20 protein-coding genes and 2 pseudogenes are annotated in these 25,118 nt (G+C 42.7%); 16 read left to right on the forward strand and 6 right to left on the reverse strand.

The window, feature by feature from the left end; genetic code table 11:
• Positions 1–11 precede the first annotated feature (11 nt).
• The 4 genes from DMB88_RS04185 to DMB88_RS04200 all read right to left on the reverse strand — a co-directional run bounded on the left by DMB88_RS04185 (position 12) and on the right by DMB88_RS04200 (position 3,540).
• Positions 12–1,070: an ankyrin repeat domain-containing protein gene (locus tag DMB88_RS04185; protein ID WP_128100324.1), complete on the reverse strand. Its 1,059-nt coding sequence runs from the start codon at positions 1,068–1,070 to the stop codon at positions 12–14.
• A gap of 36 nt (positions 1,071–1,106) precedes the next feature.
• A complete protein-coding gene (locus tag DMB88_RS04190) occupies positions 1,107–1,457 on the reverse strand; it encodes a YkvA family protein (protein WP_254438442.1) in 351 nt (116 codons plus the stop codon).
• 68 nt (positions 1,458–1,525) lie between these two features.
• Complete coding sequence (locus tag DMB88_RS04195) at positions 1,526–2,401, reverse strand: AraC family transcriptional regulator (RefSeq protein WP_128100326.1); 876 nt, start codon at positions 2,399–2,401, stop codon at positions 1,526–1,528.
• Positions 2,402–2,418: 17 nt separating this feature from the next.
• The gene (locus tag DMB88_RS04200; RefSeq protein ID WP_128100327.1) at positions 2,419–3,540 is read right to left on the reverse strand and encodes a C45 family autoproteolytic acyltransferase/hydrolase; all 1,122 of its coding nucleotides are present in this window, start codon (positions 3,538–3,540) and stop codon (positions 2,419–2,421) included.
• Between the two features lie 173 nt (positions 3,541–3,713).
• On the opposite strand from DMB88_RS04200, the gene DMB88_RS04205 reads away from it, so the two are divergent.
• The 15 genes and pseudogenes from DMB88_RS04205 to hemG all read left to right on the forward strand — a co-directional run bounded on the left by DMB88_RS04205 (position 3,714) and on the right by hemG (position 21,456).
• Positions 3,714–4,283 carry an SF0329 family protein gene (locus DMB88_RS04205; RefSeq protein ID WP_128100328.1) on the forward strand — a complete coding sequence of 190 codons (570 nt, stop codon included), beginning with the start codon at positions 3,714–3,716 and terminating at the stop codon, positions 4,281–4,283.
• Between the two features lie 322 nt (positions 4,284–4,605).
• Positions 4,606–5,571, forward strand: coding sequence for a helix-turn-helix transcriptional regulator (locus DMB88_RS04210; RefSeq protein WP_128100329.1), 966 nt, complete (start codon positions 4,606–4,608; stop codon positions 5,569–5,571).
• A gap of 29 nt (positions 5,572–5,600) precedes the next feature.
• Entirely contained in the window at positions 5,601–7,328 is a 1,728-nt protein-coding gene (locus DMB88_RS04215) for a WD40 repeat domain-containing protein (RefSeq protein WP_128100330.1), read from the forward strand.
• A gap of 42 nt (positions 7,329–7,370) precedes the next feature.
• Positions 7,371–8,870 carry an AAA family ATPase gene (locus DMB88_RS04220; protein WP_128100331.1) on the forward strand — a complete coding sequence of 500 codons (1,500 nt, stop codon included), beginning with the start codon at positions 7,371–7,373 and terminating at the stop codon, positions 8,868–8,870.
• Between the two features lie 14 nt (positions 8,871–8,884).
• Positions 8,885–10,369, forward strand: coding sequence for a hypothetical protein (locus tag DMB88_RS04225; protein WP_128100332.1), 1,485 nt, complete (start codon positions 8,885–8,887; stop codon positions 10,367–10,369).
• Positions 10,370–10,497: 128 nt separating this feature from the next.
• A pseudogene (locus DMB88_RS04230) lies at positions 10,498–11,657 on the forward strand (cobalamin-independent methionine synthase II family protein).
• Positions 11,658–11,975: 318 nt separating this feature from the next.
• Positions 11,976–12,680: an ABC transporter ATP-binding protein gene (locus DMB88_RS04235; RefSeq protein WP_128104304.1), complete on the forward strand. Its 705-nt coding sequence runs from the start codon at positions 11,976–11,978 to the stop codon at positions 12,678–12,680.
• Positions 12,680–15,005, forward strand: a pseudogene (locus DMB88_RS04240) (ABC transporter permease). Before DMB88_RS04235 ends, DMB88_RS04240 begins: the two are co-directional and overlap by 1 nt.
• Before the next feature lie 258 nt (positions 15,006–15,263).
• On the forward strand, positions 15,264–15,764 hold the full coding sequence (locus DMB88_RS30740) for a hypothetical protein (protein ID WP_254438443.1): 501 nt from the start codon (positions 15,264–15,266) through the stop codon (positions 15,762–15,764).
• The gene (locus DMB88_RS30745; protein ID WP_254438444.1) at positions 15,653–16,849 is read left to right on the forward strand and encodes a hypothetical protein; all 1,197 of its coding nucleotides are present in this window, start codon (positions 15,653–15,655) and stop codon (positions 16,847–16,849) included. The genes DMB88_RS30740 and DMB88_RS30745 overlap by 112 nt, the downstream gene beginning before the upstream one ends.
• Positions 16,850–16,907: 58 nt before the next feature.
• Complete coding sequence (locus DMB88_RS30750) at positions 16,908–17,114, forward strand: hypothetical protein (protein ID WP_254438445.1); 207 nt, start codon at positions 16,908–16,910, stop codon at positions 17,112–17,114.
• Positions 17,111–18,016: a HEAT repeat domain-containing protein gene (locus DMB88_RS30755; protein ID WP_254438446.1), complete on the forward strand. Its 906-nt coding sequence runs from the start codon at positions 17,111–17,113 to the stop codon at positions 18,014–18,016. Before DMB88_RS30750 ends, DMB88_RS30755 begins: the two co-directional genes overlap by 4 nt.
• Positions 17,917–18,624, forward strand: coding sequence for a hypothetical protein (locus DMB88_RS30760; protein WP_254438447.1), 708 nt, complete (start codon positions 17,917–17,919; stop codon positions 18,622–18,624). Before DMB88_RS30755 ends, DMB88_RS30760 begins: the two co-directional genes overlap by 100 nt.
• A gap of 245 nt (positions 18,625–18,869) precedes the next feature.
• A complete protein-coding gene (locus DMB88_RS04250) occupies positions 18,870–19,964 on the forward strand; it encodes a TIGR04053 family radical SAM/SPASM domain-containing protein (protein ID WP_128104305.1) in 1,095 nt (364 codons plus the stop codon).
• A 16-nt stretch (positions 19,965–19,980) separates the two neighbouring features.
• Positions 19,981–21,456 carry a protoporphyrinogen oxidase gene (gene hemG, locus DMB88_RS04255; protein ID WP_254438448.1) on the forward strand — a complete coding sequence of 492 codons (1,476 nt, stop codon included), beginning with the start codon at positions 19,981–19,983 and terminating at the stop codon, positions 21,454–21,456.
• 219 nt (positions 21,457–21,675) lie between these two features.
• Here the strand turns inward: hemG and DMB88_RS31920 are convergent, their stop codons facing one another.
• Positions 21,676–23,481 (reverse strand): flagellin, encoded by a 1,806-nt coding sequence (locus DMB88_RS31920; RefSeq protein WP_128100333.1) that lies wholly within the window; start codon positions 23,479–23,481, stop codon positions 21,676–21,678.
• Between the two features lie 224 nt (positions 23,482–23,705).
• Here DMB88_RS31920 and DMB88_RS04265 point away from each other — a divergent pair, with 224 nt between their 5' ends.
• Entirely contained in the window at positions 23,706–24,413 is a 708-nt protein-coding gene (locus DMB88_RS04265) for a DNA alkylation repair protein (protein WP_128100334.1), read from the forward strand.
• 131 nt (positions 24,414–24,544) lie between these two features.
• On the opposite strand, the gene DMB88_RS04270 is transcribed toward DMB88_RS04265, so the two are convergent.
• Positions 24,545–25,087 carry a hypothetical protein gene (locus DMB88_RS04270; RefSeq protein ID WP_128100335.1) on the reverse strand — a complete coding sequence of 181 codons (543 nt, stop codon included), beginning with the start codon at positions 25,085–25,087 and terminating at the stop codon, positions 24,545–24,547.
• Positions 25,088–25,118 lie beyond the last annotated feature (31 nt).

Consider the following 25,118-nt stretch of genomic DNA (forward strand, 5'->3'; position numbering starts at 1 on the left):
CTTCCAGAACCTCAGCGAGAATACTCTGGTTGCGCCATCGCCACTGGCTGAGGATTAGCAAGCACCCATTGCACCGCTAATTCGCATAATCTGGCAGGCGCATCATAGTCCGAACCCTTACGAAGCCTACTAACCAGGTCAGTTGCTTCTTGCAGAAGTGCCGGAGCTAATGGTGTACCCGTGGCCAAGTGCCGAATCAGTGCATCCAGCATCTTACGATACTGAGCATCCCAGTTGCCACCACCATTGTCCAATACTTCATGGGACACGCGCCCTGTGATCCGGATAATCTCTCCCTGTACCGTTTGGGCATGTCCCTTAGGCGGGATAAGATACTCCCACAGCTCTTGGTGCTGCTTGGGCCAGGTGCTCGTCGTTACCTGAATGGGCGTAGTTCCATCATGCATGATCCGTTTCGCTACCGGCTCCACATCAAAGAGCTGATACAGCTTGAGTAACGCGTCTGAGACTTCGTCAACACGGTCTTTATTATACTTTTCTCGGATGAATTCAAAATCCTTGCCAATTCGTTTCACCGAATCTTTCATCGCTGGGGTGACTGACGCTCCGGCATCCAATAAAACCTTAGAAATCTCTGTCACGTTAACAATATTTGTATTTCGGCAATTGACTAATCCCTTAGCCAGCGGAGTATTTCCCATTTTATTCTCCACGTTAATATCCGCACCGTGGTTAACCAATTCTTGTACCGCTTGAGTTCTAAACGAATTTACGGCTGCGTGCAGCGGTGTTTCGTTCTGGTAATCGACGGCGTCCAGCTCTGCCCCTAACTCAAGGAGTAGAGCTACATTTCCTGACCAGTGTGAAGCATGGGCATGCAGAGGTGTACGCTGGTATTTGTCTTGAGCGTTAATATCCGCTCCTTGCTCTACTAGCCAGCGAACGAGTTCATCGGAAATCTGCCGAAAGCTGAGAGCCGTACCTTTGCTATAGCCTCCGCGGGCATCCCATTCGCATTGCTCAAATACCTCTTTGACGGCAGCAATGTCATTATCTTTAATAAGTTGTTCAATACCGGCGGGTAAGGTTGTTTTCTTCTTCTTAGCCATTCGTTTCTCCCTCTCATCTATAAGTAGTGACCTTCTTCAACTGATAAAATGGTTATACACGTACACACTAAGCCACACAGCAAGTAGAACCCATACGATAATGAACAAGGTAGCCGTGTACCAGTTTCTAGGTTTGCTTAACATCTCCTGTGCTTTGGGTCTGTTCTCTTCAATGACCACCTGAGGTATCATTTTCAGGGCGAGGATTATGCCTATTGGAACGATAATAAGGTCATCCACATAGCCTAGAATCGGTATAAAGTCTGGAATAAGGTCGATGGGGCTGAATGCATAAGCTACAACACACAATGTAAACAGTTTAGCAAACCATTTCACTCTAGGATCACGGTAGGATAGATACAATACGAGCAGATTGGATTTCAGCAATTTCGCAGTTTGTTTTATTATTTGTAATACGGCGATAGCCCCCTCTATATATGTACAACTTATTTACCTTACTTAATCGGAATATATAGATCAATTTTCGAACTAGGGTGGTCATATCCCAAATATCGATGATCGTATACCTCAAAATCTTCTCGATCGTCCATTTCCTCTTTTGTATTAAGCAGCCATGTGCCCCAGATATACTGAAAGGTCTGAGGAAGCGTGCGCAGTGAGCCTATGTGAGTGAATACCGCGTAACGTCCTGCTGGAAGTATCTTTTGCACGAATGGGTCGGGCAGCTCTGCAAAAGAATCGACCTCCACGCCAGCAACCTCTGTGAATATCACCTCATCACTCATCTCGTATAAGCTGTTCTCATGACACGCCTCGCAGATGCCAAATCCTCGTCCAGGAATAGAACGGTGGGGGATCTGAGTAGCGATGTGGTTGAACGCCTGCCACAAGGCGGCTAGCTTATTATCCTTAAGCGTGGTGTGTCCACGTATTCCGGCGATCCTCGTCTCGGGAAACATAACAATGGTGGGCTGTATGGTGACGTTGAGCGTGAGATGATCTAGAGCATTCGTGTGCAGTTTTGACTTGGAAGCAATAAAGGTATCTAAGCGATTGATGCGGTATTCCTGTGGGCTAATCTTATAGTTGAATTTAAACGCACGGCTAAACGACTCGGAGGACTCAAACCCATTTTCCAGCGCAATCTCAATCACCTTTTTATTCGTATAAAGTAAAGCTTTAGCTGCACTGGCTAATCGCCGTTTCTTAATGTAACTGCCAATGCTCTCTCCCAATATCGCGCTGAATTGGCGGTTCAAATGGTAGTAGGAGTACCCTGCTGACCGCGCAACCTCCTCCACTTTAATTGCTTCACCAAGTCTATCTTCGATATAGATAATTGCCTGCTCTAATGCTGGTCGGTAGTCCAATAGGAATTCCTCCATAATTAACGGTGCAATGATTGGTATCCGAACATCGATGTGTCCGCTCTCTCCAAGCGAATCTGAATCGTAGTCGCCGTTTCTGGTAGGGGGTGTCTGATATCGTATGTGTGCCAGCCGTTCTCAGCTCTGCCGCCCCAACATAGCTCTATTATACCGTCTGCGGGGGAGAACAGCATGCTTTTGGTTGTGCCGAAATAGTCCTCAAAGTAATGACAACACAGCCCATGGGGATAGCTCGACAATAACATGTCCTTGAGCTGTTCAGATGTTACACCAGTCGATCCCTCCAGCTGGGTAACAATCCATTCGGCTCGTCGCAAAGAATGAATCGCTGCCTGTGGCTCATAACGAATGAGTTCCGGAAGCACAGGATGATTGGTCGCCCAGAGAAACTGCTCTTGCGAGGCTGGGTCAATGTGCTTCGTAGCTTGGTTGCCATCCATCGTTTCGAATAAAGCGGCGTTACCGGCTTGATCAAGCAGCATCATATTGACATTACAGGCAATCGGCATGTCTTTGAGATAGAGCAGTGCTTCTTGAACATTAGTACAATGCTCTAATACCGCCCGAATGGCCGCCCAGAAATGTAAACCTTTAAGCTTAGGGGCTCGCATGAAGGGCACAGCCCCAACGGGAAAACCGCAAGCGCTCATGGTGACCGCAAGTCCATGCTCGTTAAAACCATCGTCACGCCCAAAGCTCATCGTACTCGTACCCATATGTGTGTATTTTCCTGTAACAGAGGTTCTAACAAGAGCAAAATCCTCCATCTGATGATTGAATTCATAGTTGCGAGCAAGTAAAGGTTTGTTCTGTGCTGTTATCGAGGGTAGCAGGGCAATCTGGCTGCATCGCGGGAGCAGATAGGATAGGGCATAATATACAATTTGTTTGGCAGGTACATGTAGAGCCTCTGCAAATCCAGCAATCTCTTCCGTTATGCCTGGGCACCATTCATCGAAGAGATGGATCGCTTCTCGATATTCGTTCTCGCCAAAGCCTGCAAGTGTGCGTGTATACGCGAGTTGTTGTGCTCTATTTTCAGAAATTAGTGTACCTAGTCTATAGCCAATTTCGTAGTTTGTACCTTTTAATTCTAGTGTGTGAACGGGAAGTGTTATCATCTCGAACCCTCCTTTTTTCCAAAGTTTACGGCAGGAAGATGAGGGGTGCATGATATTTTGTGCTGTTTTTTGAGTTATAGTAAAGTAAGATGAAGAGTGGAATGGCTGTCTTAAAATGTATTTCGTGAACATGTTGTGCAGCATCTATCAAATGGATCAACATAGGAGGAATTATGTCCTGGAGTAAATTGAAGCAACAATTGGAGAGTTTCCTCTGTCCTGCGTTAGTCGGAAGAGTTGAATATGGGTCAACCAGTTATCGTTATTCACCGGATAAGGCTGGACTTAGCTATCTTGTTGTAGATAAGAAGAACATTCTTAATATGATGGATAAGACGACCCCGATCCGCTGGTACCAGTCGGATCAGGAGATCAAGAATGATCCGCAGATTGAGATTCCGGTCAGTGATGAAGATATTGAAGAGGTTAGAAAAGCGACCAAAGGAAACGTGCCGGAGGATCGTTTACCCGTCATGGCAAGAAGTAAGAAAAGTACAGCCGTAGCGAAAGAGATCTTGTCCGCACAGACTGCTCTAAGTAAATCCAATTTTAACGTGGTGGCTAATACGTTCTTAACAACTTCTATAGAGGTAAGCTTGGAGAGCGATGATATCCTGTTGAATATTCTGGCTCTGGTGGACAGGCGTGTGGGCAAGAAGCGAATATTGAACATGTCCGAGAAGGTGAAGTCCAAGCATTCGGCTGTGCAATATTTTTATGAGTTACGGCGTAGTACGTTGTGAGAATAAACCATTTGCTTTTAAAAAGGAGCTACGGAGCACAACAGTGAGGAGAGTTGTTTGCTCTGCCTAAATCTCCATAATCACAATCAGAGCTAGGGCGTTGAATATAAGACAATCAAAGTTGAGATTATTTTATCAAAATTAGCAAACGAACTAATACGAATAGCAGTTCATTTTTACCAGAAGAGAGAAGATGGGATACACGCCTATTATCTCTCTTCTTTGTTATTAATGGTTTCTATAAGTTTTTAAGATATCTAAGTGACAGAATCTGTCTAACTACTGTGGTAGAATATAGGAAAAAGGTACTAGTGGTGATCAAATGCATAGTGAGGATAAAGTAACAAGAATACTAATCTTGTATGACAAGCTTATGAAGGGTGAGATTTTAAACAAGCATGCCCTTGCCAGTAATTTAGGCGTTAATGGAAGATCTATTCAACGTGATATTGATGATATTCGAGTCTATTTGTCAGAACAGCATTCAGGAGAAGATGTTATCTACGATCATTCGAAAAAAGGGTACCTAAAAACAGAGATTCCTAATGGAAGATTAACTGCAGTGGAAATTTTGGCAATCACAAAAATAATGTTGGAAAGCAGAGCTTTTCAAAAAGATGAAATGCAGGGCTTAATTAAGGCTATTGTTAACCAAGCTGAAGTAGGGGAAAGGAAAGCATTACAAGGGGCAATTAACAACGAACTTCATCATTACAAACCTTTAACTCATAATAAGCCGCTATTGAAACTCATTTGGGACATTAACTCTTGTATAAGAAGACAGCAACAAATAGAGATAACTTACGAACGCATGGATGGCAATCAATCTGTTAGGAGAGTAAAGCCAGTATCTATTATTTTTTCGGAATTTTATTTTTATTTAGTTGCTTATATAAGTGAAAGCAGATATGAGTACCCTGCATATTTTAGAATTGATCGTATTAAACTTTTTAAATTAATAAAAGAACAGTTCTCAATTTCGGAAAAGGAAAGAGTTCAAACAGGAGAAATACGAAATCGGTCTCAATTTATGTATGCAGGAGAGCTAATCAATTTGAAATTCAATTATTATGGATCATCGCTTTCTGCAGTGTTAGATCGGTTGCCCAATGCTCAGGTATCAAAGGGATTGGATTGCGGTTATTTAATTGAGGCAAAAGTATATGGAGAAGGATGTCTGATGTGGTTGTTAAGCCAGGGGAGTAACGTTGAGGTCTTAAGCCCTAAAAGTCTAAGGGAAAAGATGAAAAACACAATTCAGGAAATGTCTTCAAGGTATAAAGAGTAGTTATTCAAGAAGAGAGGGTGTAATAACGATTGCTGAAAAGAAACATTAAATTTCCAATTAGACTGAAGAATGGACAGCAAGTGCGTACATTAGAAGAATTGAAAGCGAATTTCGAAATAGAGACTGTAATTGAGTATTATTTGGACGGCAGATTGGTCAATTGGCTGGAGCAAAGATACTATACGAAAGAGGCTCAGTTATTACAAAATCTCAATGAAAACAGTGATACGTTGCCTTTGGAAATCTCCAATATGTTTGGTGTGGACTTTAACCAATCAGGTTTTAATTATCAGGAGTACACTAAAAAAAGAGCGAAGCTGGAAGTTATCAGTAAGTATACCTCAGACCAAGTTATTCTGAGTAACAATGAATATGTAGCAGAATCCCAGACAGAGCTTCAGATGTTGTATGAAAAGATTACGGATCATAGTAGAACGCTTTATTTGTTAAATACCACAAATGAGATATTCAATATTAGCGATGAATTATCCAATATAACTTATATTGGTATAAATAATCCTACAGTCAATTTAATTGGAAATCATACTTTTGATGCAAGTGGAAAACGTATTGTATTTCAGAATGTTAAATTAACGGCTGATAAAGATACTAAGTTCAAATCATCAGTTGATTCAAACTTTGATTGTGATCGTACCAAGATCAAAAATCATATGAATATTAGTGAATTAACCCAAACGATTAAAATTGATGGAAGTAAATTCAAACGTGGTGGCCTTTTCAATCTTTTAAATAGGGATTTTAAAAAAGCACGAAAGGTCTATATGTATGAAAATGTAGTTATGGTAGAGCTTGAGAATGTCATAGCTATTTATGAAACGATCTCAAATCATTTATTAGGTCACTACAAAATGTACGAATATGAACACTGCGTAAATATAATCAAAGACAACAATAAAATGTATTGTCTCGATATTGAAGTATTGAATGACAAAATAATGGGAGCAATTAGTCATTATAAACTACTCACTCTCGATTCAAATAAACCAATGAAACGGCCTGTTGTTGAGTTCAATCCCAAATTGCATTTCAGGGATATGAGGGTAAATTTAATCGGAATTCACGAAGAGATAATGTACTTATATAGTGTGAATCAAAACGTAAATAATTCGGACAATTTAACTATACAATCATGTCAAGTGAATTTGTACAACGGAAGTTTGAAGAAGGATAAAAGGATTGAATGCTTCAATGTTACGAATCAACAAAGTCCAGTCACCTATCATTTTAGTAATGGTAAATTTTATTATTTTATCCCATCTCAGAGAACGTTAATGGAACTCAATAATCAACAGATGGTGGTTAACTTATCAGGAAGCATTGGTGATTTTGTTATTAGGAAAAATCAACTATTTGCATTACGAAGCCACCCAAAAAATGATAGAGGAATCCAAAAGGAATATAAGAGTAAGTATGGGGAGGGAGCGTACAAAGCCTGTAGCGATAGTTTGGTAGATATAGGCGAGCTGATTGTGATTGATATAGAGAGTGGAAGTGAGATTAACAGGCTGAAAGCTCACGAGGGTGAAATTGATATTTTGAAGATTTACGAGGATGTTTTATTAACCTGCTCAAGCTTTATAGGAGAAGTGAAATTATGGGATTCCCAATCTTTTGAGTTACTTAGTGAAATTCAAGTTGCTCCGTTTGATTTTAATAGTCCTCTTGCCTTTGATGTAGATTTGTATGGTGATCAATTAGCTGTATTGATTGAAGATGAAATTTATATATACAGTTAATAAATGTATAAAATTATATAATAAAGGGATGACGATAATTATATGCACATCAATTCAGTAAGTCATAAATTACTTCATTACGTAGATGCTCAGTTTCCAATTTTATACCTTAATACATTTGAAGAAACAAAAGTAGATAAGATTATTAAAGATATTGCGTATGGTCGAGAAATTATAGAGTGGAATGCTTCCAAAGGTCTAGTCAATTTCCTTACAAAAAATCGTCTGTTAAGTGATATGAATAACTTAGAGCAAATATTAGGACTCCTGTCGATGGATGATGAGTTGAAAGGAAGAATGTTGGTCATTAAGGATGTTCATCATTTTATTGGAGATCCTCATGTAATGTCGATTCTAAAAGAAATCGCAATTCAGATCTATAATGGATTAGAAGCTACCATTATTTTAGTCTCTCCGATACTTAAAATACCCACAGAACTGGAAAAATACATTACTATTGTTGAGATTGACTATATGGGTGAAAATGAAATAAAAAAGCTCATTAAAGATTTTATTGAAATTAATGGATTCGAAGAACCCTCAGAAGAATTGCTTGATGACCTGACCGTAGCTTTTAAAGGTTTGACAGAATATGAGATAGTCAATATCCTATCACTTGCTATTTCAAAAGAGGGAAGTTTGAAAAAGGGAGACTTAGATCTAATTTATGATCAAAAATATCAGATGGTTCAGAAATCTGGTATTTTGGAGATGGTTTCGTTAAATGAAACCTTTGGAGAAATTGGTGGATTGGAGAATTTGAAAGACTGGTTGTCCAATAAGGCCAAAGTTTTTAAAAATATGAATAAAGCTTTAGAATTTGGTGTTGATATACCTAAAGGGGTGTTGGTTGTAGGGCTACCTGGTTGTGGTAAGTCCTTAAATGCTAAAGCAACAGCTCATTTATTTGGAATTCCCTTGCTTAGATTAGACATGGGAAAATTATTAGGGAAATATGTTGGCGAATCTGAGGCGAATATGCGTAAGGCAATTAAATTAGCAGAAGCAATCTCACCGTGTGTCTTGTGGATAGATGAACTTGAAAAAGCATTTGCTGGTATCGGTAATTCCGGAAATGCTGAAGTAGCTACAAGACTATTTGGTTATTTCCTCACTTGGATGCAAGAGAAAAATAGCCCTACATTTGTTGTGGCAACAGCGAATGATACTTCGAATCTCCCACCAGAATTAATGAGAAAAGGAAGATTCGACGAGATTTTTTATGTTGATCTACCTGATTCTGTTGAAAGAAAGAAAATTTTTGAAATACACCTAACCAAGAGAAGGAAAAATGATGTGGCTTTGATTGATCTCAATCAACTCAGTAAAAAAACGGAAGGATTTAGCGGAGCAGATATTGAGGGCGTAGTTAAAGAAAGTATCGAAACAGCGTTTGTTTTAGGTGAGAATCAAGTAACTACTAAAGATATTATTACTTCAATTGAAAATACAACATCACTCTCAGTACTCTTTAAGGATAAGCTCACAGCACTTTCTGAGGGATATAAAAACAACCATTTTAAATCAGCATCTAAACGCTAAGGAGGTGGTACTCAATGAGTTCTCTTGTGGAGAATGATAGTCTTGGTAATGAAAATGAAAAGGTAATCAAGATCATCCAAGATGTTGTCGGAAGCTATTCGAAAAAGGATTCTTTGCAGTCAGATGAACATTGGATAGAAGAGGAACTAGAGAAATATTTACCTGAATTGAGTCAGGAAGAGATTAGGGTGACCAAGGACGAGCTTGTTTTGGCAACTGATGTTCAGAACAGTAATCTCAGAAGTTTAGATTTTGCAATGGAACAAGGAACGTCTAAAGAAAAGTGGTTCCATGAAAAAATTCAAGAAGCAACTATCGGTATGGAAATTCATAAGGTTGGGCAATACCTTCAAAATATTGATAGTGTGATTTCAAACTCTAATCAGCTAATGAATGAAACCATCAGAAATCGAAATGGTTCAATCAATATGAATGCTAATCTAGATGGTTTTATATTCGAGCAGCATCATGCAAATACATTTAATATGGAAGCAATTTTGAGAGGACAAAAGTTAAGAGCAGAAGTGTTAGCTCCAAAACCAGGAGAATCATATGCTAAGAATTCTGTTGATCTTGTAATAAAAGATGAACTGGGAAAAGTCGTTAAAAAATACCAAGCTAAGTTCTATGCTGATTCAAAGGCTACAAATAAAGCTTATCGTAGTGGGCACTATCCATTTCAAGGAAAATTAGTGTCTGAAGGACAAGCTGGAGATATTTCTAACGGTAAAGATTCAATTGGTATAAGAAATATAACTAGTGCGCCGTTAAGCAAAGAGAAGGGGAAGGAATTACAAAAACTTGCGCAAGAAGGAAAATCCTTAGATGTGGATTGGAACTATTATAAAATGAAAGACTTAACTTCACATATGACAAAGAACGTTGCGACAGCAGGGTTTCAAGCGGTAGCCTTTGGGGTGGGTTATGATCTTATATACAAAAAAATGTCAAATCAGGAGATAAAATCAGATGAAGTCATTGAGTTGGCAATAAGGACGGGAACTGATGCTAGTATTAAAAGTGCATCTGCTGTAGCTCTTAAAATTGCCTCTGAAAAAGGACTTATCAATATACTACCCAAAGGTACACCAGCAGGAGTGATTGCTACAATTGCATCAATATCCATTGAGAATATAAAGGTGATGAACAAAGTAGCCGAAGGTGAGTTGACTGTTGTTGAAGGATTTGAAAAGATTGAGCGCGTCACAGTATCTGCTGTTGGAGGCTTAATAACAGGCGGGATTGGTGCTGCGGAAGGGGCAGTTATCGGAGCAACTGTATTAAGTTGGATACCTGTTGTAGGAACTGCTACAGGAGCATTACTAGGCTCAATTGTAGGTGGAACTGTTGCTTACATGGCAGGTTCAACAATAGGTGAAAAGATATGTGAAGGTGCCCAAGGACTTAGGAGCAAGGCAATGGATTTGATGAAATCTGGTTATGAAACTGTTGGGCGAGCAGTGAATGGAATAAAAAGTTTTTTTAAATCATTAACTTAGAAGAGCAGAACATCATATTCTTTCATTTTGATATAGCTAAAAGCTATAACTAGTTATGGTTTTTAAGTATCTCTTCTAGCTGCCTCTATCGTGATATGATACTCGTATACAACGAGGGGGTTATTTACATGACTGATAAGTTCCAGATCGTAGGAAGTTTATTGCGGCCGGATGAGCTGCTAGAATATAAAACGCAAATTGAACATCGTGATGATATCCAGTATCCGTTCTATAACAATTTTGAGGGATATGCACAGTGTGAAACCAAAGCAATCGAGCAGGTGGTCAAGAAAGAAATTGAGCATAACCTGTCGATTATTACAGATGGTGAATTCTCCAAGTCCATGTGGCATCTGGATTTTGTGTGGGCTTTGGTGGAGTGGAGCGTTATATCGCGGATCATGGATACTTTTTCAGAGACGTGGACGGCACTTCAAAATATGAAACACGCAAAGACATTGGGCTCCGCATTACTGGCGAACTGAGCGCCAAGAATCACCATTTCATTCAACTGTTCAAACAGCTTCAAGACACGGCTGGTGATCAGCAAACGAAGCTCTGCGTACCGTCACCTTCCCATATCTTCGGTGAGCTGTCCTGGTCGGATAACATTGGTGGCACAGATGCGGTGTACCAGAACATTCAGGAGCTCAAAGCAGGGCTTGTAAAAGCCTATAAAGAATTCGTAACAGAATTCGCTGCGGCCGGCGGTAAAATCCTGCAATTCGATGATTGCTTGTGGGAGCTGTTTGCAGACGACAACCCGAACTCTCCGTTTACTGGTGAGCATATCAATCAAGAGGAAGTACAGGGTCTTGCTACGGAATTCATTGATATTAACAACACCGTGATCGACTTCGGTCATAGCCTTGGCTTGAAAATGTGGACCCATAACTGCCGCGGTAACTATGATTCCCGCAACATGGGCGGAGGATCATACGCAAAAATTGCGAATCTGTTCTTGAAGCAGTTGAAGTATGATCGCTTCTTCCTTGAGTGGGATGATGATCGTGCAGGTTCAATTGAAGCGTTGGAAGTATTCAAGGACAGACCTGAAACGGAAATTGTACTCGGTCTGTTGTCTTCCAAAACAAGCACACTGGATGATGAAGGTCGGGTACTTCGTCTGTTGGACGAGGCATCCAAGATCATTGACAAGGATCGTCTGTTGTTGTCTCACCAATGCGGGTTTGCATCCTGCGATGGTGGTAACGAACTAAGCGAATCCGAGCAATGGGCGAAGATTGATCAAGGTCAACGGATTGCCAAGCAATATTGGGGCAGCTAAGAACGTACGGAAAAAATAGCATTACTTCATGTCACAGTCGTAGTCTCCAGACTCCAATAGCGATACATGAAGTTCATAGAGATGGCTTGCAGAATCCAGCAGTGGATCGCGAGTCATCTCTATTTGGTATGCCGACTTCAACCTAATATCCTTCCACTGAATTCCTTCTTAAGACGGATGTTACGATCCATCGCTTGCAGGAGGTCGTTATTCTACCAAGATGTATGATGGAAATGAAGACAATAAAAGGGGATAGGTGCTTTATGTTCAGGCTCTAAGACTTTTATACGGCATATAACACGGGAGGAAATGTTTATGATGGGGACACTGATTGAATTTAAGCAGGTATCGAAAGCGTATCAGATTGGTGAAGTGCGGATCAAGGCACTGGACGGCGTGAATTTTACGATAGCCGAGGGTGAGCTTGTCGTTATTTTGGGAGCAAGTGGTGCGGGGAAAAGCACGATTCTGAACATCCTTGGCGGCATGGATACAGCTACGTCCGGTCAGGTGATCGTTGGCAATCAGGATATTACGAAATGGAGCGAAAAGAAACTAACTGCTCATCGCGGGGAGAATGTTGGTTTTGTATTTCAGTTTTATAATCTGATCCCAAATCTGAACGCATTGGAAAATGTAGAGTTTGCCACGGAAGTATGCCGGGATCATCTCGATGCGGAAGCTGTACTGACGCAGGTGGGACTGTCGCATCGTCTGCACAACTTTCCATCTCAGCTCTCTGGTGGGGAGCAGCAAAGGGTTGCTATTGCTAGAGCGCTCGCCAAGAATCCAATGCTTCTTCTATGTGATGAACCAACGGGAGCTTTGGACTACGTTACGGGCAAGGCTGTGTTGAAGCTGCTTCAAGATGTGAATCGGGATCACAAGACATGTGTTGTGCTAGTCACACATAATGCGGCCATCGCTCCAATCGCTGACAAGATCATTAAGGTTAAAAGTGGCGGCATCGAATCCATCACCATCAATGATAACAAACAAAGCATTGAAGGAATTGAATGGTGATGAAGAAATTAGTCGTGAAGCTGTTCAGGGATATGAAACAATCGGTGGTTCAATGTATTGCATTGGTGTTGGTCATCGCCGTAGGCGCTTTCTTCTATGCGGGATTAAGCAGCTACAGCCAGAAGCAACGTGAGTACTCCGAGGCTTATTTTGCAACATATAACTTAAGTGATCTGAATGTGTATTATGACCGTGTTACTGTAGAAGATATAGCACAATTAGCTAAAGTTGACGGAGTTAAACGTATGGAAGCACGTTATACGACAGATGCATTACAATACTTCAATGGCTACACAACAGCATTCACCATCCATTCACTGCCGTCCGACAATCAGATCAATAGGCCGATGATCATAGAGGGGCGTCATCCTTCCCAACAAGATGAGATCATTATTGATTCCCACTATGCAGAAGAACATTCGTATCAGGTTGGTGATTCGATTCGTTTGAACACGGATGGAAGAGAAGAGGCGTTTGAGATCAGTGGTCTGATTGAAAATGTAGAATATGTGAAGAAAAACGCTACGCAAGACCATAAAACCTATGCCATAGCCTATGTTTCCGAAGAAGCGATTTCGAAGATTGCAGGCGGTCTGTATTACAATGAGTTGCTCATTGATACCAAGGAAGGGCAAGAGGTGGATCTAGTAGCGCAGACCATGGAAGAACAATCCGCAGATCTTTCGTATCTAGGGCAAATAAGCAAAGAGCGGTCGTACGGATATGCCCAGATCCAGCAGACCATCTATAACAACGGCATGATGAGTAAAGTAATCCCGTTCATTCTCTTTTTGATCTCAGCAATCATTTTATTTCTAACCATGTCCAGAACAATCGACTCACAGCGTAGTCAGATCGGCATCATGAAGGCTCTGGGGATTAAGAATAGCTGGATGATGTTTCATTACATGGGGTATGCTCTGCTGGTTAGCTTGATTGGTTCTCTTGTAGGCTGCATCATAGCCCTCTACGTGTTTATCCCATTGGTCACAGCATCTAGCGCCAAGTCGTATTCATTGCCTGGCATTACATTTTCTCTCTCCCCATGGTCGATCCTACCGCCGCTACTGTTCTCTAGTAGCTTTGGGCTCTTGTCCGTCTATTGGAGTGGTAGAACGATACTTAACGAGCGTGCAGCTCATGCCATGCGTCCGAAGCCACCCCGCAACATGAAGAACCTGCTGATCGAACGAATTCCGGGGATGTGGAAACGAATCTCCTTCAGCCACAAAATCATTTTACGAAACCTATTTCTGAACAAAAAGAAGGCAGTGGCAAGCTCCATTGGAACAATGGTGAGCATGGTATTGCTGATCATAGCCGTAGGTACCCAAGCATCATTGCTGAAAATAGCCAACCAGATTGAAGATGTGTATACCTATGATCTGAGAGTAGATTACAAAATAGGTACTACGCTTGAGGCAATCGACCTGCCCTCAGGTATTCAAAGCCATCACTTCATTTCTAATCTGCCTGTAGAGTTAGTAGAGGGGAATGATAGAGAGAATGCCACAATGGTCGTGATGGAAAAAGAAAACAACCTCATTCATTTGTTTGATCAAGTGGATCAACCAATCGCTATGGGGATCATGGTGTGATTGTACCGAAATCCTATGCAGATCATTACAACATCGTAGAAGGCGACTTCATTCAACTACGCTTCACGCAGCCAGAGCTGCGGAATCAATCCATAACGATGGAGGTTACCCAGATTACGAATCAGTTTAATCACCCATCCTTCTATATCACGTCAACCTATTTGGAGAGCTTTAAGATCGATAACCGTCCAACCACGATGTTGATTAAAGCTAATGATGACACAGAGTTAGCAAGCATACGCCATTTTTTTGAACAGGATCAACGTGTGAACTCCCTTACGGATAAGGTGGGAATTCAGGAATCAGCCAGATATATTCTGAAACAGAATCAGTTTATGTTCGTGATGTTTCTCATTAGTGCGGTAATTCTCTCCTTGGGAGCCGTTTACACGATCTCATCTATTAACATTCATGAAAGGAACAGAGAGCTTGCTACGCTCAAGGTTTTGGGTTATCCCATAGGTAAAATCAACAGGCTTATTTTTAAGGAAAATATGATATTAACCGCCTTGGCAGCTATTGTTGCCATACCTCTAGGTATGTACTGTTTCACGCTTGTAATTAAGGCATTATCTAGTACCATCAACAAATCCCGGATCAAATAAATGTGACGGGATTGCTGATCTCCGTCCTGCTGGCGTTCTTGTTAACCATGCTGTCCAACCTGCTATTAATAAGGAACATTGCCAATATTCATATGACGGAGTCGCTAAAAAACGTAGAGTAGCAAATCGAATGGATGCTGGAAATAGAGTGGCAAAATAAATAGAAATTAGTATGATATGCACCCACCATAATCACAGTAGAAGACGCCAAAATCTCTACGATGATGAATGGTGGGATTTTTTTGCAAAACCTTTAGCTGGTGTTAAGCGTATTAATGATTATGACGATTTGAGAGATTTTGTATCCTGTGGGGTTAAACAGGAGATATCTCTGTAAGAATGCTCAGACGGTTACATGAGATGAAGGGAGAGCAGAACCAATGACACTTAATCCAACACCACTAAACCAAGAACAGCTCCTGAAGGAGCTAGACACACTAGGATATTCCAATAGGATGAAACAAATGGCGCTGCTCGCGCGTGTGCACCGAGAAGATAAAGGCTATTCGGCGTTACTAATAAGCTTGCTGGAGAGCGGCACCGCGTACGAGGCACATTTGGCACTGACTGGGGCTCAAGTTGCTAAGGATGAACAGGCTGTAGTGTTCGCCATGCAGCATCCTAAGGCAGGGGTCAGAGGTCGGGCGGCTAGATTGTTGCCAGAGCTCATCACCGATCCTGGATATGCCATTGAATCCGAGATCACAACAATGTCCTACCACTGCCGTCGCCATTTGTTGCAGAGCATTGTGAACATCGGTAGACCGGATTGGGCAGAGCGATTGTTGCCCGTTGTGCTTACCCGCTGGGAGCGCACGAGGCTGCGGTATTATTATCTGTATGTAGCGAGGAGACGGTTCGTAGCCGACTCTCCGACTTAGGTTATGCGGTACATAATTGGCGGAAGTTAACGAGACGTTTCCCGGATCTGGTTGCCGAATATCTGGAGAATGAGCTGCAGAAGGCTACGCATCGGGAAAAGGGATATGTATGGTGGAAGCTCTCTTCCGTTGTTGAGAAACTTAGTGTTACAAGACCTGCTATCGTTATAGATTGCGCCCTGAAGTATGGACCGAAGGACGAGATTCATCCTGTCCTTAAGCGGCATTTAGGTATGCTCATCCAGGCTAACCCTGAGGGTGTATTTGAACTGCTGACCAGAGAAGAGGCAAGAGGGTATCTTCTGAATCATGGGGTGCCCGCAGGTATTTTGAAAAAAAGAAAGTGGTTTACGACAGCCCACTGGACAACACTGGTCACCTTGCTTGCAGATCAACCCAGCATGTTGCCCAGGTGCTGGATGAACGCCCCATCATCTCGTCAAGCGATGTTTGACGCCGCATATCCAGAAGCTGAGCGCAAAACACGTGTATTTCCTACCTCGTTGTTAGATGTGTTGCCACATCAATTACGGGATAAGGAAGCTTCGCGTATGCTGGAGCTTCGGGAGATTCGCGATGATCAGTATCAGACGTTTGAAATTACAACAAGGCGTTTGATTGGACATACGAGAGCGGATCTAGAGGGATCAGTTCAAGTATCTAATGCGGATGAGCGTGCTCTAGCTTATAGGCGGTTGATTCAGAGCACAATTCTATCTCGGCGCGGTATGGACGATACACTTCATTTCTTGACCCGAATCAAAAACGACCAAGATCCGGTTCGATTTGCAGCTATATCAGAACTGTCGAATAGTCCCGCGCACATGTTCAAGGAGGAGCATATAGAGGATCTAACCGTGTTGATAGATAGTGTGGTTGAAGCACGAGATACCTCATATGGGACGAAGAACGTAACGGAAAGATTGGCTTTTGACTTACTGAGGGAGCATGCACTGGAGCCGGAGAGCAAGCTATTTAGATTCGCTTTGCGAACATTTGAGAGAATGGTTATGCGTGTGGGCAGTTTGTATTGTTCGCCAAAGATTGGGATAGCATACCCAGTCATGCACTTGAAATTTTTTTGATGAGATTTATTTTGCCACGGAAGCTAACAAACGTGAAAATGACCATGTAGTTCTGCGGATGGCAGATGCATTCGGTAAAGCTGTAGAGCGACTGCCGAAGCTCCAACACTTGTTAGAGCAATTGGTCAAAACTCAAAAGTCTCCTGCACAGGCTGTGCGGCACTGGCTAGCTCCTTATAAAACGCGAGATGAGAGAGTCAGAGAGCTGCTCGACAGAGATCCGTCCTTCATTACATTCTATGAGTATTCAACCATCTGCATTTGAAACGACAAGAGTGGCTAGACCCGTTTATCTCAGGAAAAGTTATTAAAGGAAAACATCTATCAGGCAAAACGATCTATCTTGTGCCAGCCTATAATGGATTTTATCGTTGGCTGCCACGTCAGCAAAAAGCCCTTGCTACCTTGTTTGAACGAGTCGCATTAGATGCCAAACGCAGCTTCCATGAGCGTGCATCGGCGATGAGAATTCTTGCGAGTATGCCCGACTATGCTTCGGATCAACTGGAAGTCCTGTTGCAGGATAAGGAAGTACACGTCGTTGAAGCAGCGCTTCATGCGTTTTCGTTATGGGAAGAGCCGGAGAAGGCACTCCCTATTTTGTTAGACAACCTAGAGGGAGACCGGGCACGTGTTGCGATGTATTCGATTCCTAGATGTGCACGCAGGGTAAGTCCTGTGTTGTTAACGTCCATTCTCTCAGAGCTGCTAGATCGGGAGAAACTGAAAGTTACGGTTAGAAAAGAAGCGATTCGACTTCTGGGCGCTTATAAAACGAGTGATAGCATGTCTCTGCTCGTTCGAGAATACGAGAAACCGAATACGCACAAAGACGTGATTATTGCTATAGGTCATGCGGCAAGGCAATGTCTTGACGATGAACGGAGCTGGGCGATGATGAGCACAATGGCTTCGTCCCCACAGCGGGACATCGCACGGAGCCTACTGAACCAGCAACCAGGGGATCTTCCTGTGGAGGCGCGTCCTCGATATCTGCAATGGATTACAGAGATTGCAGATCATACGGATTCGACTGTTGCAAAAGAAGCTTTTCGGGCAATGACCCGGTGGGTGAACGGAACGAAGAGGTTATTGCGACCTGCGCGAGCAGAGCACTCGGTAATCTGCAGGATAGCTCACGTTGGGGAGCAGCGCTTGATACACTAGTTGCAACTTGTCATGATGGCCAAACGAATGAACAGGTTATCGCCGTTTGCAGACAATTAGCTGATGCTGAAACGACCGCTGATTGGAATGCCGGAACCGAGCGTGATCTGCCACACTGGCAGCGTTTGCTCGCCTTAATTGATAAACTTGCCTCATTGCCTCGCCCTGTTAGGCGGTTACTTGTTCCTTTATATGAAGGCTTAATTGAATGTCTCCAGTCTCAAGATACGATGAAACCTTCTGTGATCAAGTTGCAACTAGCTATGACGGATTGGAGCAATACTGACGGAGCAGTCGCTAGTTTGAATACTGTTATTGCGATGGTGGATGGACAGCCTTATTTGTTGGACTATGCATACCATCAGGTTGCACGAGTCGTCAATGACAGCAAAGGTTACTGGAAACCGGAGGGGCTGCTTGAACTCGTGGATCGGTTGAATGCTCAGCCGCAGCTCGCTTCCTCATATATTGGTCTTTCGCTGTTGAAGATTGCCGGAAAGGCTTTATTATGGAACGAGGCTTCTGCCGATCGGTTAAGAGCTTATCGGAATCATGAACATGAGATCATCCGCATGATGGCATTAAATTTGTGGACTGTTGTTGAATAAAAACACGATCTGAATTCGCTAGTGTTTATAACTTCAGTTCGAAGTTACGTGAATATAGATAATCAAAGACCGGTCTTTACCTCCATACGGCGGTGAGTCCGGTTTTTTTTGATTTATTTTCATACAAGTGAGCAGGCGATCTAGGACAAATACATAATTGTGATTCATCTCACTTTCATGCTATTCCAGCTACTTTAAAATTAATGGAATGTGTATGAGGAGGAGAATGGATGATGAAATCTCAAATGATGCCTCAGATAAAACCGCGAGATTATGCTAAATATCCGTTCATTGTGATCTGGGAGGTCACACGAGCATGTGCTCTGAAATGTCTTCATTGCCGCGCGGAAGCCCAGTATAGAGCAGACCCAAGGCAGCTGACAACAGAGCAGGGGAAAAAATTGATCGATGACATTGCGGCAATGGAAGAGCAGCCGTTATTTGTGTTTACGGGTGGTGATCCGTTAATGCGAACGGATTTATTTGAGTTAGCAGAGTATGCCATCAAGGAGAAGCAGCTTCCTGTCTCCATGACACCAAGTGCTACACCCAAGGTGACGCGTGCTGCAATAACGAAAGCGAAAGAAGTGGGTTTATCCCGCTGGGCATTCAGCCTGGACGGTTCGACAGCGGAGATCCATGACCATTTTCGCGGAACGAAGGGTTCTTACGATATGACGATGAAGGGCATCCAGTATCTGCAAGAGGCTCACATTCCCATTCAAGTGAACACCACCGTTTCCCGATACAACCTGCATGATTTGCAGGCGATTAGCCGCAAGGTGAAGGAGATGGGCGTGGTTCTGTGGAGTTTATTTTTCCTGATCCCGACAGGGAGAGCCCAAGAGAAGGATATGATTAGCCCAGAAGAGCATGAAGAGGTCATGAAGTGGATGGTGCGCATTGCGCAAGAGATGCCATACGGGGTGAAATCGACGGAGGCACCGCACTATCGGCGGGTGATGATGCAGGGTAGCGGGGTAGCGGGATCCGAGCGTAGCTCTATGAAACGTGTGGATATGCTGGGACGTGCACCTCAAAGTGTGAATGATGGTGATGGTTTTGTATTTATCAGTCACACCGGCGATGTGTATCCTAGTGGATTTCTGCCTGTTGTGTGCGGCAATGTGAAGGAGCAAGCGCTCATTGATGTGTACAGGAATTCTCCAGTAATGCAGACGTTGCGAGACAAGTCGCAATTACAGGGCAAATGTGGTGTCTGTGAATTCAAAACGATGTGTGGTGGATCAAGGGCAAGAGCGTATGCGCTTACGGGAGACTATATGGCGAGTGATTCTGCATGTGCCTATATTCCGTCTGCGTTGCGACAAAGATATTAATGGTGGGAAGTGTGAAATGGATAAACAACGCAGGAAGCAAATCGTTATTGCTGGAGGCGGAATTACGGGACTGAGTACGGCTTATTATGTAGAGCAGTTGTGCAGGGCGCACGCAATTGAAGCAGAGATCGTGTTGGTGGAGAAAAGTGATCGATTCGGCGGACATGTGCATACCGGGAAAAGGGATGGATTTGTCATTGAACGGGGGCCGGACTCGTTTCTTGCTCGCAAAACATCAATTATTGAACTTATGCAGGAGCTGGGCATCGGCGATGACATCGTTGGCACAAGATCTGGGATATCCCACAGTTACATTGCCTATCGGAATCGGCTGCATCCCATCCCGGATGGCTTTATGCTTGGCGTACCGACAAAGTGGAAACCGTTCATTACAACGAAGCTGTTAACTGTGCGGGGGAAGGTGCGAGCTGCTGCTGATCTGGTTTTGCCAAAAAGGTCAAGTGCAACAGATGAGTCTCTTGGTCAACTGCTTCGTAGACGACTCGGAGATGAGGTGCTGGAACAGATTGCCGAGCCATTGCTGGCTGGGATCTATGCAGGGAATGCAGATGCTCTAAGTGTGCAGGCTACCTTTCCGATGCTGCAAGAAACGGAACAAAAGCATCGGAGCCTTATTGTAGGTATGCTTGGTGTACGGAAGAGCAGGGCTCCGAAGCAATCTACCCAATCGAGCCAGAAGGCAATTAAAACTACAAGTGAAACTGGAAGTGGTAATGGTAGTGGTAGTACAAGTACGGTGAAGAAAAGCATGTTTCTAAGTGCCCGTGGAGGGTTGGAAGAGGTCGTAACTCATCTCGAAAAGTCGTTATCCTCCAGTATTAATATGATGAAGAATACAGAAATATCAGGTGTCACACATGAAGGGGAGCGTTATGTTGTTCACTTGCATAATGGAACGAAGCTTCATGCAGATGCGATGGTAATCGCTACTCCTGCCCATGTAGCAGCTAGGTTATTGCCAGACCCATCTATATCCGAGTTACTGCAAACCATTCCCTACGCATCCGTGATGAATGTTGTACTTGCTTATCGCGAGCAGGATGTCGGTATCTCTTTGGATGCATCGGGCTTCGTCGTTCCTCGTAAAGAAGGACGTACGGTAACCGCCTGCACCTGGACGTCTTCCAAATGGGCACATACGGCTCCAGAGGGTCACATTCTGTTAAGAGCTTATGTGGGCAAATACGGGCAGGAGAATGATGATCAGCTCTCAGATGAGAAGCTGGTGCACCATGTACGCCGTGAACTGGAAGAGATGATGGGCATATCTGCCGAGCCGATCTTTACGGAAGTAAACCGACTTCCCGATGCAATGCCACAATATAAGGTGGGACATCTGGAGCGTATGCAGGAGCTGGACGATGCTTTGGCAACGGTTATGCCAGGTGTGTACCTTGGCGGTGGGGATACCGTGGGATCGGAGTTCCGGATTGTATATCCCAAGGTAAGGCTATGGCGAATAAGTTGTTAAGTCATATACTAGGTAAATAAAAACAATTATTAGCTCGTAGATTATGTATTACTATTTTTCGAGGTGCATATTTCCGATTTGAAGAAAAACCAGTTTACGCGAATAGCCGCTACTCATAGGAGATGCGGCTATTCGCGTAAACTGCATGTTTATAAGATAATCGCTCAAGGGGGCATTACTTTCTTATAGTCACACAATGATCTGTAGTTGCAATCATGTTTATTTTAGTAACTGCAGGATAGACTGTGGGCTCTGTTGAGCTTGGGCTAGCATGGCCTGAGTAGCTTGGGTTAAGATATTGGCCTTTGTTAACTCCAACAATTCCTTGCCCATATCTGCGTCACGGATACGAGACTCTGCAGAGGTTAAATTCGTAGAGGCGTTTGTCGTATTATTTAGTGTGTGTTGCAATCGATTTTGTAAAGCTCCGTACACCCCGCGATAGTTTGAAACTTTTTCAATTGCTCCGTCTGTCTGAGCCAAAGCCTGGTCAGGTATGACTGGAGGTAATACCCCGATGTTGTTACTGCCTAATTGTACTGTATTGACATTAAATAATGGAATATCAATAGAATGACCTTGATTCGGACCAGTTTGCATGACTAGTCTTTTAGGAGAAAAATCTGTATCTTGTATGTCGGTAACCACTGTTGTTTCAATGTGTTGAGTTATTTCTGTTTCTGTAGTGGACTCATAAACATCAAAGTTTAGAGAGAATGGTCCATATTTAAACCCTAATGTTACCGTTGAACCACTAGGTATGGTCAGATCCCAATCAAAATTAAGCTGTGGTTGCGCTCCAGCCGGATTGTTGATTGTCAATTCCGATGGGGATGCAAATCCTAACGAATCGTCAAAAATAACGCTAGCATTAGCATCAGATCCTACCATGTTAAATGTACTTCCTGATGGAGATACAATAGTGGTGTTGCCAGTGAGTAATGGATTACCGTTGGCATCACTTATGACAGAGCCTGATGGTGGATCCAATACATTTTTTAGTGTGAAATTTGCATCTGCTGCATCCCTGTTATTAATTTCGTATCTAATCTCCATAGAGTTATCGGGTAACACCGTTCTGAACCGGGTTATAGATAAACTTGTACCAGGAAACCACATGTGTTCTCGTGCAGGCACAGTACCTGGCGTAGTGCGAGATGTATATTCAAGCGCTCGCGTAGTTCCGTTAAGCTCTACAGTTTCAAACATTGCACCATAAATACTACCCAAATCTTTGGGGCCAAAACTGGTTTTGTTCATTCCAGAAGAATACCAGTAGGCTGGCTCGCTATATTGTGGATCGTTTAACAGTGTTAAAGCTTCATAGATTGAAGTGTTAGTATCAGTTTTCGTTGTTGTATGGGTTTCGACTGTGTACTCATTATAGCCGTTTCTAGAATCGGCTAAGATAATAGGAGTAATATTACTTGTAATGGAATGCGTGTTGCTCGTTACTGAGGTATCGGAACTACTAACTAAATGCCTGGGTTCTTCAGGTGTACCTATCGGTTTATAACTAATCGTTTTATGTATGGTTGAAACTGGGGGTGGATCGTTGATGGAATCTACAGTATTGTTACTTGGACGAGTGGCTATGATGTCATAATCATCTCTTGCTAATAAATTGATGGTATTAAACTCTGTTTTGCTGGCGATGCTATCGATTTCTTTTGTAAGTTGACGTATTTCTTCATCGATCTTCTGTCGATCCTGATCCGTATTGGTATCGTTTAAACCTTGAATAATTAGTTCTCTTTGTCTTTGTAAAATGTTTGTTATTTCGTTTAAGCCGCCTTCTGCTGTTTGGATCAGCGAAGTGGCGTCCTGAATATTTCTAGATGCTTGCTCCAATCCTCTAATTTGTCCTCTCATTTTCTCAGATATAGCCAGTCCGGCAGCATCGTCAGAGGCTTTATTAATTCTCAATCCAGAAGATAGTTTCTCTAATTTATTCGAACTTGTCTTTGAGTGCTCCTGTAGCTTTTTCAACGAATTGTTAGCTACCAAGTTGTGTGTAATGATCATATTCTTCATACCTCATTTTGATGGATACTTTTCTCTATTTTACCATAGCGGATTATTGCAGGTCTATTATTTACATTTTTGTACTGAAAGTGGGGGAGATATGGACATAACAACTGAGGGTTGAAGTTTAGGTTTGGAATGATATATTTAGGGCAGTTAGATGAAACTTTTTGTAGGGATTAGATGACATATAAAAAAATATTTTGAATAGGGAGGGAAACTTAATGAATCTAGAAGAAGTGATGCAGGAGCTTGAAGCCTTGGGTAAGGAACGGACGAAAAAAATATATATGTCCAATGGCGCGCACGAGCCGCTTTTTGGTGTTGCTACTGGTGCGATGAAGCCGATGTCCCGCAAGATTAAGAAAGACCAGGAACTTGCTGACCAACTCTATGCTACGGGCAATTACGATGCAATGTATTTTGCTGGCGTTATTGCCGACCCCAAAGCCATGACTGCAGCAGATTTTGAGCGTTGGATGGAAACAGCTTATTTCTACATGATCTCTGATTATATCGTAGCGGTCACACTCGCGGAAACAGATATTGCTCAAGAGGTTGCCGATGCTTGGATCGCGAGTGGGGATGAGCTGAAGATGTCAGCAGGCTGGAGCTGTTACTGTTGGTTGCTCGGAAGCCGGAAGGATGGTGAGTTCTCCTCAGATAAGCTAGAAGCAATGCTGGACCAGGTAAAAGATACAATTCATGATTCGCCGGAACGAACAAAATTTTCTATGAATAACTTCATATATACTGTAGCGACATCTTATCAACCTCTGCATGATCAGGCAGTGGAGACAGCTAAGCTGGTTGGCCCTGTTGAAGTGAATAAGGACAAGCCTAAGAGCAAGCTAATACAAGCTTCTGAGAACATCCAGAAGGCCGTGGATCAAGGGCGGATAGGTTTTAAGCGCAAGTATGTAAGGTGTTAGTACGAGATTGGACGAAGAAAACCGCTACCTATGTGAACTGCACCCCAATTGTTAGACACAATTGGAGGTGCAGTTCATTTAAGGAGCGGTTTTCTTATTCTACTTGGTGCACACAATGATTACGCATACTATCACAATTTCTTCATTCTAAGGATAGGGTCTTGATCATGAAAAGCAATACAAACTGCGAGTGAACTTGCACCAGGTAGTGATTGATATGCTTTGGCATAAGATACAACGGTTCTAGCGATTAAGTATATCGTTGAACCGAGAGCTGTCTCATTACCATCAAATCCTTCTAACGCATAAATGTCAGCAAACGCTTCTAAAGAAGGGCCTTCCAGATCCTCAAGCCAATCACTAGCCCAATCATCATCATGATCCTCGAGTGTACTGTATTGCTCACAAATATAAAAAGCGCTATCCCAGTTGTTATCTAAATCATATTCAAAGTAGATTGCTTTGGCCGATTGTTGCTGAGCCAATGTAATAGATTGGTGGAGGCCAGATTTAAGGCCATTCACATACTCATTTAAGTTCACTTGCTTAATTGCAAGGGATCGATCCACTCCAGCTAACCTGGAACAAATACGAAAATACTTTTCTTCAATTTCTTCAAGGTGCTTACTACTTAAATCTACCTGTAGTTCATCTAAATACTGGAACATGTCCATCCTGCTACCTCCAATGTTACTAAGGTTGAGT

The organism is Paenibacillus sp. DCT19, from assembly GCF_003268635.1.
In the GTDB taxonomy this organism is placed as follows: Bacteria; Bacillota; Bacilli; order Paenibacillales; family Paenibacillaceae; genus Paenibacillus.

Coding starts and splice junctions, on each gene's coding strand:
- DMB88_RS04185 (WP_128100324.1), bottom strand. CDS start 1,070: ATGGCTAAGAAGAAGAAAACAACCTTACCCGCCGGTATTGAACAACTT.
- DMB88_RS04200 (WP_128100327.1), bottom strand. CDS start 3,540: ATGATAACACTTCCCGTTCACACACTAGAATTAAAAGGTACAAACTAC.
- DMB88_RS04205 (WP_128100328.1), top strand. CDS start 3,714: ATGTCCTGGAGTAAATTGAAGCAACAATTGGAGAGTTTCCTCTGTCCT.
- DMB88_RS04210 (WP_128100329.1), top strand. CDS start 4,606: ATGCATAGTGAGGATAAAGTAACAAGAATACTAATCTTGTATGACAAG.
- DMB88_RS04220 (WP_128100331.1), top strand. CDS start 7,371: ATGCACATCAATTCAGTAAGTCATAAATTACTTCATTACGTAGATGCT.
- DMB88_RS04225 (WP_128100332.1), top strand. CDS start 8,885: ATGAGTTCTCTTGTGGAGAATGATAGTCTTGGTAATGAAAATGAAAAG.
- DMB88_RS04235 (WP_128104304.1), top strand. CDS start 11,976: ATGGGGACACTGATTGAATTTAAGCAGGTATCGAAAGCGTATCAGATT.
- DMB88_RS30740 (WP_254438443.1), top strand. CDS start 15,264: ATGACACTTAATCCAACACCACTAAACCAAGAACAGCTCCTGAAGGAG.
- DMB88_RS30750 (WP_254438445.1), top strand. CDS start 16,908: ATGGCAGATGCATTCGGTAAAGCTGTAGAGCGACTGCCGAAGCTCCAA.
- DMB88_RS04250 (WP_128104305.1), top strand. CDS start 18,870: ATGATGCCTCAGATAAAACCGCGAGATTATGCTAAATATCCGTTCATT.
- hemG (WP_254438448.1), top strand. CDS start 19,981: ATGGATAAACAACGCAGGAAGCAAATCGTTATTGCTGGAGGCGGAATT.
- DMB88_RS31920 (WP_128100333.1), bottom strand. CDS start 23,481: ATGATCATTACACACAACTTGGTAGCTAACAATTCGTTGAAAAAGCTA.
- DMB88_RS04265 (WP_128100334.1), top strand. CDS start 23,706: ATGAATCTAGAAGAAGTGATGCAGGAGCTTGAAGCCTTGGGTAAGGAA.
- DMB88_RS04270 (WP_128100335.1), bottom strand. CDS start 25,087: ATGGACATGTTCCAGTATTTAGATGAACTACAGGTAGATTTAAGTAGT.